The sequence below is a fragment of the Caulobacter sp. CCG-8 genome (genome assembly GCF_037402475.1).
Taxonomy (GTDB): Bacteria; Pseudomonadota; Alphaproteobacteria; order Caulobacterales; family Caulobacteraceae; genus Caulobacter.
Genome location: NZ_JBBEUD010000023.1, coordinates 1 through 12,852, shown reverse-complemented (window position 1 = coordinate 12,852; position 12,852 = coordinate 1). Strand labels below are relative to the sequence as shown.

The 12,852-nt window shown below is 70.5% G+C and carries 11 protein-coding genes and 1 tRNA gene; 7 read left to right on the top strand and 5 right to left on the bottom strand.

Features of this window, described 5'->3' with window-relative positions; all coding sequences use genetic code 11:
- Window positions 1-23: 23 nt before the first annotated feature.
- Window positions 24-1,733, bottom strand: coding sequence for an alkaline phosphatase D family protein (locus tag WAE60_RS19775; RefSeq protein ID WP_337688136.1), 1,710 nt, complete (start codon window positions 1,731-1,733; stop codon window positions 24-26).
- Between the two features lie 80 nt (window positions 1,734-1,813).
- Between WAE60_RS19775 and WAE60_RS19770 the strand changes: the two genes are divergently transcribed.
- Window positions 1,814-2,119, top strand: a complete 306-nt coding sequence (locus WAE60_RS19770) for a ferritin family protein (RefSeq protein ID WP_337688134.1) — start codon at window positions 1,814-1,816, stop codon at window positions 2,117-2,119.
- A 49-nt stretch (window positions 2,120-2,168) separates the two neighbouring features.
- Here WAE60_RS19770 and WAE60_RS19765 read toward each other — a convergent pair whose 3' ends face one another.
- On the bottom strand, window positions 2,169-4,679 hold the full coding sequence (locus WAE60_RS19765) for a TonB-dependent receptor (RefSeq protein WP_337688132.1): 2,511 nt from the start codon (window positions 4,677-4,679) through the stop codon (window positions 2,169-2,171).
- Window positions 4,680-4,829: 150 nt separating this feature from the next.
- On the opposite strand from WAE60_RS19765, the gene WAE60_RS19760 reads away from it, so the two are divergent.
- The 5 genes from WAE60_RS19760 (at window position 4,830) to WAE60_RS19740 (ending at window position 8,371) form a co-directional block, all read left to right on the top strand.
- Entirely contained in the window at window positions 4,830-5,831 is a 1,002-nt protein-coding gene (locus tag WAE60_RS19760; protein WP_337688239.1) for an RluA family pseudouridine synthase, read from the top strand.
- A 94-nt stretch (window positions 5,832-5,925) separates the two neighbouring features.
- Window positions 5,926-6,645 carry a hypothetical protein gene (locus tag WAE60_RS19755; RefSeq protein ID WP_337688130.1) on the top strand — a complete coding sequence of 240 codons (720 nt, stop codon included), beginning with the start codon at window positions 5,926-5,928 and terminating at the stop codon, window positions 6,643-6,645.
- A gap of 109 nt (window positions 6,646-6,754) precedes the next feature.
- Window positions 6,755-7,597: an MBL fold metallo-hydrolase gene (locus tag WAE60_RS19750; RefSeq protein WP_337688129.1), complete on the top strand. Its 843-nt coding sequence runs from the start codon at window positions 6,755-6,757 to the stop codon at window positions 7,595-7,597.
- 69 nt (window positions 7,598-7,666) lie between these two features.
- Window positions 7,667-8,143 carry a PaaI family thioesterase gene (locus WAE60_RS19745; protein ID WP_337688126.1) on the top strand — a complete coding sequence of 159 codons (477 nt, stop codon included), beginning with the start codon at window positions 7,667-7,669 and terminating at the stop codon, window positions 8,141-8,143.
- A 138-nt stretch (window positions 8,144-8,281) separates the two neighbouring features.
- A tRNA-Ser gene (locus WAE60_RS19740) sits at window positions 8,282-8,371 on the top strand.
- Between the two features lie 50 nt (window positions 8,372-8,421).
- On the opposite strand, the gene WAE60_RS19735 is transcribed toward WAE60_RS19740, so the two are convergent.
- Window positions 8,422-8,766 (bottom strand): hypothetical protein, encoded by a 345-nt coding sequence (locus tag WAE60_RS19735; RefSeq protein WP_029911372.1) that lies wholly within the window; start codon window positions 8,764-8,766, stop codon window positions 8,422-8,424.
- A 152-nt stretch (window positions 8,767-8,918) separates the two neighbouring features.
- Here WAE60_RS19735 and WAE60_RS19730 point away from each other — a divergent pair, with 152 nt between their 5' ends.
- Entirely contained in the window at window positions 8,919-10,589 is a 1,671-nt protein-coding gene (locus tag WAE60_RS19730) for an alpha-glucosidase (RefSeq protein ID WP_337688123.1), read from the top strand.
- Between the two features lie 25 nt (window positions 10,590-10,614).
- On the opposite strand, the gene WAE60_RS19725 is transcribed toward WAE60_RS19730, so the two are convergent.
- Window positions 10,615-12,111, bottom strand: a complete 1,497-nt coding sequence (locus tag WAE60_RS19725; protein ID WP_337688121.1) for a tyrosinase family protein — start codon at window positions 12,109-12,111, stop codon at window positions 10,615-10,617.
- A 106-nt stretch (window positions 12,112-12,217) separates the two neighbouring features.
- The gene (locus WAE60_RS19720; RefSeq protein ID WP_337688118.1) at window positions 12,218-12,733 is read right to left on the bottom strand and encodes a hypothetical protein; all 516 of its coding nucleotides are present in this window, start codon (window positions 12,731-12,733) and stop codon (window positions 12,218-12,220) included.
- Window positions 12,734-12,852 lie beyond the last annotated feature (119 nt).

The following is a 12,852-nucleotide window of genomic DNA, read 5'->3' as shown; positions in this document are numbered from 1 at the left end:
GGATGAGCGGAAAATAAGCGGCCCTACCCCTCCGCCAGCGCCTTCACCCCGCCCTTGTCGCCCGGCGCGACCACGAAGCGCTTGAGCACCCGGGTCTGGTACCTGGGGTCCAGGATCGTCGAGACGGCGATCAGCTCGCCCGTCGCCCGGCCGTGCTCGAGGGTCAGCAGCAGGAAGCCCTTGGCGCCCTGGTCGGTGAACTTCACCTCCTTGTTGGCCGCCACATAGGCCTCGCCGAGCGGCGCGCCGGGCAGGTAGTCGGCGTAGCCGGGCGAGGTCACCGAGGTGACGCCGAACTCGGCCGCCACGCGGTTGGTCCCCGCGTCGTCCCACAGCTCGTTGGCCCAGAAGGCGTGGCTGTCGCCGGCCAGCACGATCGGCCGCGCCTGGCTGGCCTTGAAGATGTCGTAGACCCGCGAGCGGTCGGCCGGATAGCCGTCCCAGGCGTCCAGGTTGCCGGGCGCGCCCGCCTGCGCCAGGACCCGGCTCTCCTCGACCGGCTTGGCGACATAGGCCGGCAGCTTGGCCAGCAGGGCGGCGTAGGCCTGGTCGCCCATGGCCGCCTTCAGGTCGGGCGGGACCACCCGGGCCATGACCACCTGGTTGCCCAGCACCTGCCACGCCGTGCCGGCCTGCATCGAGGCGTCGACCTCGCGGGCCAGCCACTGCTCCTGGCCCTGGCCCATCATCCGGCGGTCCGGGTCCTTGAGCTTGGCGGCGAAGGCGGCGAAGTCGGGCTTGCCGTCCACGACCGGCAGGTCGCGGCCGTAGTCCAGCTGGTGGCTGCGGGCCGTCAGCCGGGTCTCGGTCATCAGCAGGGTGGCGACGTCGCCGAACTGGAACCGGCGCCAGGCGGCCTCCGGCAGGGTCCCGGCCGCCGGCTCGCGGATCGGCATCCACTCGTAATAGGCCTTGATGCCGGCGGTCTTGCGCTTGACCCAGTCGCCCTCGGTGGCCGGCTGGTGGTTCTCGGCCCCGCCGATCCAGCTGTTGTCGGCGGTCTCGTGGTCGTCCCAGACCACGATCCAGGGCGCGCGGGCGTGGGCGGCCTGCAGGGCGGGGTCGGTCTTGTAGAGGGCGTGGCGGCGGCGGTAGTCGGCCAGGCTCAGCAGCTCGCGCGGCGGGTCGGGCACGCGGGCCTTGGCGGTGGGCGAGGCCATGCCGTAGTCGTCCGGCGCGGCGCCGTACTCGTATATGTAGTCACCCAGGTGCAGCACGGCGTCGACGCGCGGCAGCTTGGCGATGGCGTCGTAGGCGTTGAAATAGCCGTTCGGATAGAGCGCGCACGAGACCACGGCCAGGACCACGTCCTTGACCGCGCCCTTGGGCAGGGTGCGGGTCCGGCCGCCCACCGGCTTGCCGAAGGGCTTGCCGCTCCGCAGGTACTGGAAGCGGTAGAAATAGTCGGTCGCGGGCTTGAGGCCCGTGACGTCGACCTTGACCGTGTAGTCGCGGGACGCCGTCGCCCGGGCGTCGCCCTGGCGGACCAGCGTCTTGAAGCGGGGATCGGTCGACACCTCCCAGCGCACGGCGATCGGGGCGGTCGTCGCCTCGGCCGTGATCCGGGTCCACAGCACCACCCGGTCCTCCAGCGGATCGCCCGAGGCCGCGCCGTGCAGGAACTCGGCCCGCCCCGCGAACAGGGCGCGCGGCGTCGCCGCCATCGCCTCGCCCGCCGCGCCCGCGCCGCCCAGGCCGAAGAGGGCCAGGGCCCGGCGTCTGTCGATGGTCATGCTCAACTCCCCGAAGGTTCACGGCGCCGCTTGGACTTCTCGTGCGTTAGCCCCTGGAGACAACAGTAGGATGACGGTGCATGTCCAGCGAAGGCCTCCACGTCCCGCGCGAAAAGCTGCGCGGCAAGACGCTCAACCAGCACTACGCCATCACCTCGCTGATCGAGGAACTGGAGGCGGTGGACTGGTATCGTCAGCGGGCCGACGACTGCGACGACGAGGAGTTGCGCAAGATCCTGCTGCACAACGCCCGCGAGGAGCTGGAGCACGCGGCCATGGTGCTGGAATGGTTGCGCCGCAGCGATCCGGAGACCGACGAGCAGCTGCGGGAATATCTGTTCAAGGACGGCTCGATCGCCGGCCGCGAGGAAGAGGCGGAGAAGTAGCGCCAGCGGCCGGGGACATGCGCATGCGCATGTCCCCAAACCGTACTTCCTACCGCCGCAGCGAGAACGTCACGCCGTAGTAGCGCGGATTGCCGGCGATGAAGGTCGGGATGCCGAAGTTGTCGCCCGTGTTGCCGGCGTCCTTGATGTACTTCTCGTCGGTGGCGTTTGTGACGAATGCGCCCACCGTCCAGCTGGCGAACGAGGGCTGGTACTGCACGCGCAGGTCCAGCAGGCCGTAGGCCTTCTGGAACTCGTCCACCGCCGTGTCGGGCAGCAGGTTGTTGACCTGCAGGGCGGCGATGTCGTTGTCGTCAGAGAAGAAGGTCTTGGACTGCCAGGCGTAGATCGGCGTGAAGCTGAACCGGCCGTTCAGGAGGTCGGCCGAGAAGGTCGCGCCCAGCGAGGCCTTGTGGTCCGGCGACAGGCGGAAGCGGTTGCCGTCGTAGAGGCCGGTGTCGAAGCGGCCGTGGCTGTAGGCGTAGGTGGCGAAGATCTCGGCGAACGAGGCCGCCTGCCAGATGGCCTGGCCCTCGAAGCCGTAGGCCTTGGCCTTGCCGGCGTTGGTGGTGGTCGGCTTGTTGGCGACGATGATCGTGGTCTGGAAGTTGTCGTAGTCGTAGGCGTAGACCGCGCCGTCCAGGCTCAGGCGACCGCCCAGGGTGCGGGTCTTGGCCCCGACCTCGTAGGAATCGACCGTCTCGGCCTCGACCGGGGTGAACCGCGCCGCCCCCATGGGGGCGCTGGGCTGGCCGACCGACAGCACCTCGGGACGGCGGCCGCGGGCGTAGGAGGCGTAGAGGCTGGTGTTGGCGTCGGGCTTGTAGCGGCCCACCAGACGCCAGGTCAGGCCCTCGTCCGAGAAGTCCTGCGAATAGATGTCGCCGTTGTTGCTGGTCGGCTGCGAGACGATGCCGAACATCGGGATGGGATAGGCGGCCGAGGTCGGGATGCTGGCCGCGCCCGGCGTGGCCAGGGCCTGGATGAAGGCCAGGCGGCCGGTGGGCGTCAGGGTCGGCAGGATCGACGGCAGGGCGATCAGGGCGCCCAGGATCGAGCGGTCCTGGACGCTGGACGCGAAGGCGCTGGACTTGTCGTCGTGGGTGTAGCGCAGACCCGCCGACAGTTCGAACCGGTCGTTCAGGCGCCAGGTGCCGTCGCCGTAGACGTCGAACGACTCGGTCTTGCCGTAGTTGGTGTAGCTCTCGCGGTGGGCGTGCAGGTTGGCGGCGATGCCCTGGGCGGCCGCGCCGGTGATCGCGCCGCCCGACAGGCCGGTGACCAGGGCCGCCAGGAACGTGTTGTTGGTCAGCACCGCGTTCGGCTGCGGATTGGGCTTGGTCAGCTGGCCGGTGATCAGGGCCAGGGCGTAGCGCTCGTCGATCTGCGATGGCACCGAGGTCTGGGCGTCCTCGTTGAAATAGCTGACGCCGGCGAAGCCGCTGAGCGCGCCGCCGTCGTCGTAGTTCAGGCGGAACTCCTGGCTGTACTGCGTGCCGCGCGCGTCCTCGGCGAAGGTCAGCATCGGCAGCGAGAAGCCGTCCGGATCGAAGGTCTCGTTGCTCTGGAAGTGGCGGGCAGCGGTGATCGACGACAGCTTCCAGGCGTCGTTGAACTTATAGTCCACAAGGGCCGTGGCGCCCTGGACGAAGCGCTTGAGGCCCAGCTGGGCGCCGCCGTTGAAGCCGGAACCGGCCGACAAGGCCGCGCCGGAGTTGGGATCGCGGTCGCCCAGGACCTGGCCGGTGGTCGGGTCGGTCGGATTGAACGTGCCCGACTTGAACGAGGTGCCGGTCGGATGGTCGGCCTCGTAGTTCAGGATCAGGTTGGCGTCGAGTTTGTCGTTCGGGGTCCAGCGGAAGGCCAGGCGGGCCGCGCCCGTGTCGGTCGAGCCCAGGTTCTTGCCGCCCAGCAGGTTCTCGACCGCGCCGTCGCGCTCTTTGTAGCGGCCGGCGAAGCGCACCGCGAAGGTGTCGCTCAGCGGCACGTTGGCCATGCCCTCGAACAGGCCGTAGCCGTGGTCGCCCAGCTCGGCGCCCACGCGCCAGTCCAGGGCGGCCGGGTCGGCCTTGTTCTGGATGATGTTGACCGCCCCGATCAGGGCGCCGCGCCCGAACAGGGTCGATTGCGGCCCCTTGGCCACCTCGATGCGCTGGACGTCGAACAGCTCGACGTACGAGCCGCGCGACTTGGAGATCGACACGCCGTCCTGGAACACCGACACGCGCGGCTCGACGGTGGCGTCGCCGCTGTCGGAGGTGATGCCGCGCATCACGAAGCCGGGGTTGTTGGGCGACTGGTTCTGGACCTGGAAGCCGGGGACGAAGGACGACAGCTTGTCGAACTCCTGCACGCCCAGGGTCTGGAGCGTCGAGCCCGAATAGGCGGTCAGGGCGATGGGCACGTCCAGCAGCTTCTGCTCGCGCTTCTGGGCGGTGACGACCAGTTCCTCGACCTGCTCGGAAGCCGGGGCGTCCGGTTCGGCGGCGTGGGCGACGCCGGCGATCAGCGCCAGGCCGCTGACGGCCGTCATGAGCAAGGTGGTGCGGAACGCGCGCATCGACTATCCCCTTCGAACGCAAGGCTTGAACCTGAGCCGTTAGGCGCGGGCGATGTCCGCCCTACGACATAGCCGTGACGGAGCCGTGAAGACGCCTTGATCCCGCCGACCGACCCGACCGAAGCGCTCGTCGAGGACGAGATCGACGACCTGGACGCCTCCGAAACGGGCGCCGGCGGCGAGGTCGTGCGGATCGCGCTGGGCGCCGACCTGGCCGGTCAGCGCCTGGACAAGGCCCTGGCCGGCGCCGCGCCGGACCTGTCGCGGGCCCGCCTGCAGGCCCTGATCGCCGCCGGCCAGGTGTCGCTGGTCGTCAAAGGCCGGGCGCCCCGCCCGATGACCGACGGCAAGGCCAAGGCCCCGGCCGGGACCTATCTGGTGCTGGTCCCGCCGCCGGTCGCGGCCGAGCCCGAGCCGGAGGACATCCCGCTGGCCGTGCTCTACGAGGACGCCCACCTGATCGTCATCGACAAGCCGCCAGGCATGGCCGCCCACCCGGCGCCGGGCTGCGAGACCGGCACCCTGGTCAACGCCCTGCTGTTCCACTGCGGGGCCAGCCTGTCGGGGATCGGCGGCGTCGCCCGGCCCGGCATCGTCCATCGCCTGGACAAGGAGACCTCGGGCGTGATGGTGGCGGCCAAGACCGACGCCGCCCACCAGGGGCTGTCGGCCCTGTTCGCGACCCACGACATCGACCGCATGTACGTGGCCCTGACCCGGGGCGCGCCGCATCCGGCCGTCGGCACGATCGAAACGCGCCTGGGCCGCTCGCCGCACGACCGCAAGAAGATGGCGGTGCTGAAGACCGGCGGCCGCGAGGCGATCACCCACTATCGCGTCGAGAAGACCTTCGGCGCGCCGGACAGGCCGGTGGCCGCGCGCGTCGCCTGCCGGCTGGAGACCGGCCGCACCCACCAGATCCGCGTCCACATGGCCAGCAAGGGTTCGCCCTGTCTGGGCGACCCGGTCTACGGCGCCGGCGCCCCCGCCGCCCCGGTCAAGGCGGCGATCGTCGAGCTCGGCTTCGCCCGCCAGGCCCTGCACGCGGCCGTGCTGGGCTTCGTCCATCCGATCACGGGCGAAACCCTGCGGTTCGAGACCCCCCTTCCGCCGGACATGGCGGCGCTGGAAGCGGCCCTTGAAGCGCTCTGAGCGCGTCGCCAGGTACGGCTTGCGCGCCTGATACATTCAGGCCCTAATTCGGTTACAGATCGCGCCCACTGTGGCGGGGTCGGAGGTTTCGTCCATGTTCGCGTCCCGCATCGTCCTCGCCGCCCTGCTCGCCCTGCCGCTGGCCCTGCCCGCAGCCGCGTTCGCCCGTTCGGCCGACGACGAGGTCGTGACCACCGCCGCCTCGCGCGCCACCCGTCCGCCGACCGAGGCCGAGCTGGAGCAGGCCAAGGCCGACGCCCGGGCCCGCGCCGAGGCCGAACGCGCCGCCAAGCCGGTCACCACCCAGGACCAGATCTCGGCCTGGGTCGCCGACGCGCCGCCCGTCGAAGGCTCGGCCTTCGGCTACACCCCGCGCGCCGAACTCGACGTCAACGGCTACCCGCTGGACAAGGACGGCAAGCGCCAGGTCCACGGCGAGGTCGGCGTCAGCGTCGGCACCGGCGGCTATCGCAGCGGCTATGTCTCCAGCCTGATCCCGATCGGCGAGACCGGCACCCTGGGCGTCACGGTCGGCAAGACCGACTACGGCAAGCACGGCGGCTACGGCTATTACGGCGGATACGGCGGCGGGTACGGCGGCGGGTACGGCAGCCCCTACGGCTGGGGTCCGCGCGGCGGCAGCTCGCAGTCCCTGGCCCTGTCGCTGGACATGCGCGGCGGCGGCGGACGCAGCCGCTCCGACACGCCCGAGGGCTGCGCCCCCGGCTTCCGCGACGGCGAGCGCTATGTCGAGCCGGTCTGGGTGACCGAGATGCGCGGCGACAAGAGCTGCGACGCGGCCGCCCGTCCCTAGATCCCCGCCTGAGACGAATCGCCTCGGGGCGCGATCCGCCGGTTTTGTTCGCCGATACTTAAGGGGTTGCGGTCAAGGTGCGCGCCTCAGGGCGTCATCGGACCGATCTATGCAGCCGGAAATCACCGCTTTCCATCACCCCGCGACCGGGCGGGTGACCTATCTGATCGCCGATCCGGCCACCTTGCTCTGCGCCTTCGTCGACCCCGTGCTCGACTACGACCCGCGGACCCAGGCCGTCGACACCCGCTTCATCGACGCGATCATCGCCGACGTCCGCGCCAAGGACCTGGGCCCGACCTGGATCCTCGAGACCGGCCTGCACACCGACCACCTGTCGGCGGCCGGCCACCTGAAATACGAGACCGGCGCCTCGATCTGCATCGGCGCCCCGGTGCTGGACAGCCTCAGGCGCCTGGTCCCCGTGCTGGGCGACGACGGCGTCGACCTGGAAGGCTGGGACTTCGACAAGCTGGCCCAGGACGGCGAGGCCCTGCCGATGGGCGGGATCGAGATCACCGCCATCGCCCTGCCCGGCCGCCTGCCCGGCGCCACCGCCTATCAGATCGGCGACGTCGTGTTCACCGGCTCGGCCATCCTGCCGCCCGACCAGGGCCTGGACGACAGCGCCGCCCCCGGCGCCGACCCCGCCGGCCAGCACGCCGCCGCCCGTCAGCTTCTGGGCCTGCCGCCCGAGACCCGCCTGCTGGTCGGCCAGACCGGCGAGGTCATCGACGCCTGGAGCACCACGGTCGCCGAGCAGAAGGCCCGCAACGTCGACGCCGGCGACGCCGTGCCCGCCGAGGCCTTCCTCGCCCGCCGCGCCGCCGTCGCGGCCGCCCCCGGCCCGCTGGCCGCCCCGGCCCTGCAGGTCGGAATCCGCGCCTTCCGCCTGCCGCCCGAGGGCGAGGACGGCAAGCGCTTCCCGCCGGTCGACGTCAGTTCCATTTAAAAACGCACTTGCCTTGTCCGGGTCCGCACGCCTAGATGCTTCGCACGCGAAGAACCAGGAACGCCCGCCATGGCCGAAGACAAGACCGCCGCCCAGTCGCCGCTCGACGCCGCCCGCACCGCCGGCGAGGGCGACCGCAGCGCCGCCCTGACGGCCGGCCAGCAGGGCCACCTGCCCGACCTGCTCGGGCTGGAATGGCTGGAGGCCACGACCGGCCGCGTGCGCGGCCGCATGACCGTGACCCAGCGCCACATGGCTCCCAACGGCTTCCTGCACGCCGCCAGCGTCATCGCCCTGGCCGACAGCGCCTGCGGCTACGGCTGCGTGGTCTCGCTGCCGCCGGGCGCCGTCAGCTTCACCACCATCGAGCTGAAGTCCAACTTCCTGGGCACGGTGCGCGAGGGCGGCGGCGCGGCGGTGGAGGCCACCCTGGTCCACGGCGGCCGCAACACCCAGGTCTGGGACGCCGTCGTCACCGCCGAGGAGACCGGCAAGACCATCGCGCTTTTCCGCTGCACCCAGATGGTTCTGTATCCGAAAGCCTAGGTTCGGCTGGGCTTCCGCGCGGAAACCGCCCCCCGCGACACAAAAGCTTGTCACAGGCTCTTGCACTCTTCCGGCGACGCCGCTAGGTATCCCGCCCTCACTCAAGGCACGCCTCCGGGCGGGCCTGGAAGACCCCCTGGAGAGGTGGCAGAGTGGTCGAATGTACCGCACTCGAAATGCGGCGTGCCTGGAAGGGCACCGTGGGTTCGAATCCCACCCTCTCCGCCATTACCCCCTGAAATAGAAGCATCGACCCAAGCCTCGCGGGCGACGCCGCGTCAGCGGATCGTGACGCGCTTGACGACGATCGCGTCGCCGCCGTCGACGGCGGGGACCTTGGTCTCGACCACCTCGACATCGGCCCCCGCGTCGCGGAACTCGTCCAGGCGGGCGGCCGTCTGCGAGCCGAAGGCCGAGGCCGGCAGGCTGATATTGAACCCGCCCGCGCCGCGGATGGCCTGCATCACCAGCTCGTCGGTCAGGTAGTAGCGCGCCCAGTAGCGGTCGGGATCGGTGGCCATGACGTGGGCGGCCTCGGCCTGGCGGGCCTGCTCCTCGTCACGGCGCGCCTGCACCAGCTTGGCGTCCTCGCGCGCCATCGCCAGCTCGGTCTTGAACGACATCGAGACCTCCCTCCAGGGCGAAGACAACCTTGGCTATCGTTCGCGGATATCACCACCTTAACGCACAGCCACGAGGACGCAAGGCGGCGGCGGTCGCCAGGACCGGTCCGACCGGCTAGCGTCGGACCCCGTCGTCCGAGCGGAGTCCTGTCGTGAACGCCGATCCCATCGCCCAACGCCCCTGGTGGAAGGACGCGGTCGTCTACCAGATTTATCCGCGCTCGTTCCTCGACACGGACGGCGATGGAGTGGGCGACCTGCCGGGGATCACGGCCCGGCTGGACTATCTGCAGGCCCTGGGCGTCGACGTCGTCTGGCTGTCGCCGCACTTCGACAGCCCCAACGCCGACAACGGCTACGACATCCGCGACTACCGCAAGGTGATGGCCCAGTTCGGGACCATGGCCGACTTCGACGCCATGCTGGCCGGGATGACCGCGCGGGGCATCCGGCTGATCATCGACCTGGTGGTCAACCACAGCAGCGACGAGCACGCCTGGTTCGTCGAGAGCCGCAAGGGGCGGGATAATCCGTACAGGGATTACTACATCTGGCGCGACGGCAAGGAAGGCGGCCCGCCCAACAACTACGGCGCCTTCTTCGGCGGCCCGGCCTGGACCTTCGACCCAGGTGAGGGCGACGAGGCCAGCGGCCAGTACTACCTGCACTATTTCGCCGCCAAGCAGCCCGACCTGAACTGGGAGAACCCCAAGGTCCGGGGAGAGGTCTACGACCTGATGCGCTTCTGGCTCGACAAGGGCGTGTCGGGCTTCCGGATGGACGTGATCCCGTTCATCTCCAAGCAGCCGGGCCTGCCGGATCTGACGCCGCGGGAGCGCCGCGCACCGCAGTTCGTCTATGCCGCCGGCCCCAGGCTGCACGAGTATCTGCGCGAGATGCGCCGCGAAGTCCTGGACCACTACGACACCATGACCGTCGGCGAGGCGTTCGGCGTGCGGCCCGACCAGGCGCGCGACCTGATCGACAGCCGCCGGCGCGAGCTGGACCTGGTGATCAATTTCGACATCGTCCGCATGGACATCGACGGCTGGCGCAAGACGTCCTGGACCCTGCCCCGGCTGAAGGCGCTCTATACGGAGCTGGACCAGGCCGCCGGGCCGTTCGGCTGGAACACCCAGTTCCTGTCCAACCACGACAACCCGCGCTCGGTCTCGCACTTCGGCGACGACGATCCCGACTGGGTCGAACAGTCAGCCAAGGTCCTCAACACCCTGATCCTGACCCAGCGCGGCACGCCGTTCCTCTACCAGGGCGAGGAGCTGGGCATGACCAACTATCCGTTCGCCACCCTGGACGACTTCGACGACCTGGAGGTAGCCGGCCGCTGGCGCGACGTGAAGCATCGGGTGTCGGAGGAAGAATACCTGGCCAACGCCCGGGCCATGGGCCGCGACAACAGCCGCACGCCTATGCAGTGGACCTCCGGCCCGAACGGCGGCTTCACGACGGGCAAGCCGTGGCTGGCGGTCAATCCGAACACCGCGGCGATCAACGCCGAAGACGAGGCGGCGCGGCCGGACTCGGTGCTGGCCCACACCCGCGCCCTGATCGCCTTCCGGCGCGGCTCGACCGACCTGAAGGAAGGCGACTACCGCGACCTCGACCCCGAGCATCCCCGGGTCTTCGCCTATCGCCGCGGGGCGGGCCTGCTGGTGGCGCTGAACTTCGGCCGGGAGACGGCGCGCTGGCCGCTGCCCGAAGACCTGGCGGTGGACGGGCCGGCCTTCGGGACCGCCGAGATCGACGGGCGCGACCTGGTGCTGCCCGGTTGGGGGTGGGCGATCCTGCGGGTGCGGCCTTAGCCCTCCGCTTCGCCCTCCCCCGCGCCTAGGCCGTGACGATCGAGACCGAGGCCACGGTCGGTGGCTTGCCGATCTCGCCCTGCGGCACGAAGGTCACGCTGGGCGACGGGCCCAGCTGGCCCTTGGCGGTCAGGTCGGCGGCCTTGTCGGTGATGTCGAACACCAGGCTGGGGCCGGCGTTCGGGCCGTGCTCGTGGCCGACCAGGTTGAACGAGCCGAACGTGCCCACGTAGTTGGGGCTGTCGGCGCCGCCCGGCGTCGCCCCCTCGGGCAGGCCGACATAGACGTTGTAGGTGCCGCCGAACGCCTCGTCCGCCATCACCCCGGCCAGGGCCAGGAAGACGCCGCCGCCCTTGCTCGGCGGGGCCGCCGCCAGCAGGTTGGAGCCGCCGCTGTTGCTGGCGCGCGGCGGGCTGGCCAGCTTCAGCAGGGTGGGGCCGGTCGCCGACAGGGTCACCCCGCCGTGGTGCTCGCCGGCGACCGCCGCGGTGGCGGCCAGGGGCGCGGTCTTGAGGAACTGCGGCGCGCGCAGGCGCTTGGCGCCGGGCACCTTCTGGTAGGTGTCGTACTGATAGCCCAGCTTGCCGATGGTGCTGGCGTTGTTGAGCAGTACGTCGACGCGCTTGCCCTGGCCGTTGGCGAAGGGGAACAGGCGCGTGCCCCAGTCGGGATTGCCGTAGCCCATGTTGTTCCAACTGGCCCACAGCCGGTCGATGTTGCAGTGGTGCAGCCAGAACACCGGGTCGCCCGCCGCCGTGGGCACGTAGCCCATGTTGGTGCTGTTGCCGGTCAGGTCGTGCACCATGCCGTGCGGGTTGTTGTTCAGCGTCGGGCAGAAGCCCGTCGAGCCGTCGTTGCTGATGTAGTAGCCGTACTTGAAGGCGTTCAGGTTCAGCGCGCCGGGGTTCTGCTGGTCGATCCGCTGGCCCTGGTTCACCCAGGTGTTGCGGTTGGGCTTGTACAGCGGGCTGGAGGTGTTGGTGTAGAACTCCGGCGGGATCGACAGGGCCGCGACCGAGCCCTGCAGATAGTCCCAGTACGGCAGGGTGAAGCTGGCGTCCTGCAGCACGTTGCGGATGATCTGCTCGAAATAATAGACGAACCATCGGTGCCACGGCAGGAAGTAGGCGCCCAGGAACCGGGTCGGATTGGACGGGTCGTAGCTGTGCGGCTGGCAGCTGTCCCACATGGCCGAGGCCAGGTCGCGGTTATAGCTGGGCTGGCTTCCATAGATCTGCTGCAGCATCTGGTTCTTGGTCTGCACGGCCTGGTTCCAGTTGGCCGAGCCGGGGATCCAGTGGGTGTACCACTGGAAGTTCCAGTGCCGGGGATCGCCCGCCGGGATCTGGTTGCGCATGATGTCGACGGCCTTGGCGTACTTGACCAGCATCGCCTTGCCTTGCGGACTGGTGGCGCTGTAGCGGGTGCTGACGGTCTGGGCCTGGGCCTCGAGGCCGCCGAAGCCCACCGCCGTCGCGCCGGCCAGCGCCCCGATCATGACGTCACGCCGAGTCTCAACCATCGCCTGCCCTCCATCCCGTCGTCGCGAGATTTCTCGCTATGAGTGCAGTAAGGCTATTGCCAGGTTGGCGCGAGTCAACAACTTTCGCGACGCATGACGCCCGGGCTCAATCCTGGGATTGACGCACCAGCCGCGCGCCGGTCACCACCAGGGGCGAGCCGTCGCCGCCGCGCGGGACGATCGTCAGGACCAGGGGCCGCCCGGACTCCGCCGACAGCGCGGCGCGGACCTGCGGCGGCAGGGGGAAGACGCGGTCGGCGCCCTCGGACCGGCCGGCCAGGTCGTAGAGGCTGAGCGCCCCGACATAGCCGGGATCGACGGTCGCCGCCCGGACCGGTCCGCTGGAGCCCACGAACAGGTTGTAGGTCGCGCCGGACGGGGTCTCGGCCTTCAGGCCCGTCAGCACCAGGGTCACCGGTTCGGTCGCCGCGCCGCGCAGGGCCTCGGGCGCGGCGCGCTCCAGCGGCAGCTCCACCGCTTGCGCCGAGACGGTCGCCGGTCCGTTCCAGCGGGCCAGCCAGGCCGGCCCCGGCTCGGCCCGCGTGCCGCAGGCCCCCGCCGTCAGGGCGAGGGCGAGCCCCAGGAGGGGCGTCGTCCACCGTCGTCCGCGTGGTCCTCGCATGCCGTCGGCCTCCGCGCCGTCACCGCGGCCACCCTACGCCCGATCGCCCGGACCCGAAACGTCGAAGGGGGGGCGGGGGGGGGGGGGGGGGGGCGCCGGGGGGGGGGGGGGGGGCCCCC

Excerpts from the sequence above, each read along its gene's own strand:
- WAE60_RS19775 (WP_337688136.1), bottom strand. The coding sequence starts at position 1,733 with ATGACCATCGACAGACGCCGGGCCCTGGCCCTCTTCGGCCTGGGCGGC.
- WAE60_RS19720 (WP_337688118.1), bottom strand. The coding sequence starts at position 12,733 with ATGCGAGGACCACGCGGACGACGGTGGACGACGCCCCTCCTGGGGCTC.
- WAE60_RS19755 (WP_337688130.1), top strand. The coding sequence starts at position 5,926 with ATGTTCGCGTCCCGCATCGTCCTCGCCGCCCTGCTCGCCCTGCCGCTG.
- WAE60_RS19735 (WP_029911372.1), bottom strand. The coding sequence starts at position 8,766 with ATGTCGTTCAAGACCGAGCTGGCGATGGCGCGCGAGGACGCCAAGCTG.
- WAE60_RS19745 (WP_337688126.1), top strand. The coding sequence starts at position 7,667 with ATGGCCGAAGACAAGACCGCCGCCCAGTCGCCGCTCGACGCCGCCCGC.
- WAE60_RS19725 (WP_337688121.1), bottom strand. The coding sequence starts at position 12,111 with ATGGTTGAGACTCGGCGTGACGTCATGATCGGGGCGCTGGCCGGCGCG.
- WAE60_RS19770 (WP_337688134.1), top strand. The coding sequence starts at position 1,814 with ATGTCCAGCGAAGGCCTCCACGTCCCGCGCGAAAAGCTGCGCGGCAAG.
- WAE60_RS19765 (WP_337688132.1), bottom strand. The coding sequence starts at position 4,679 with ATGCGCGCGTTCCGCACCACCTTGCTCATGACGGCCGTCAGCGGCCTG.
- WAE60_RS19750 (WP_337688129.1), top strand. The coding sequence starts at position 6,755 with ATGCAGCCGGAAATCACCGCTTTCCATCACCCCGCGACCGGGCGGGTG.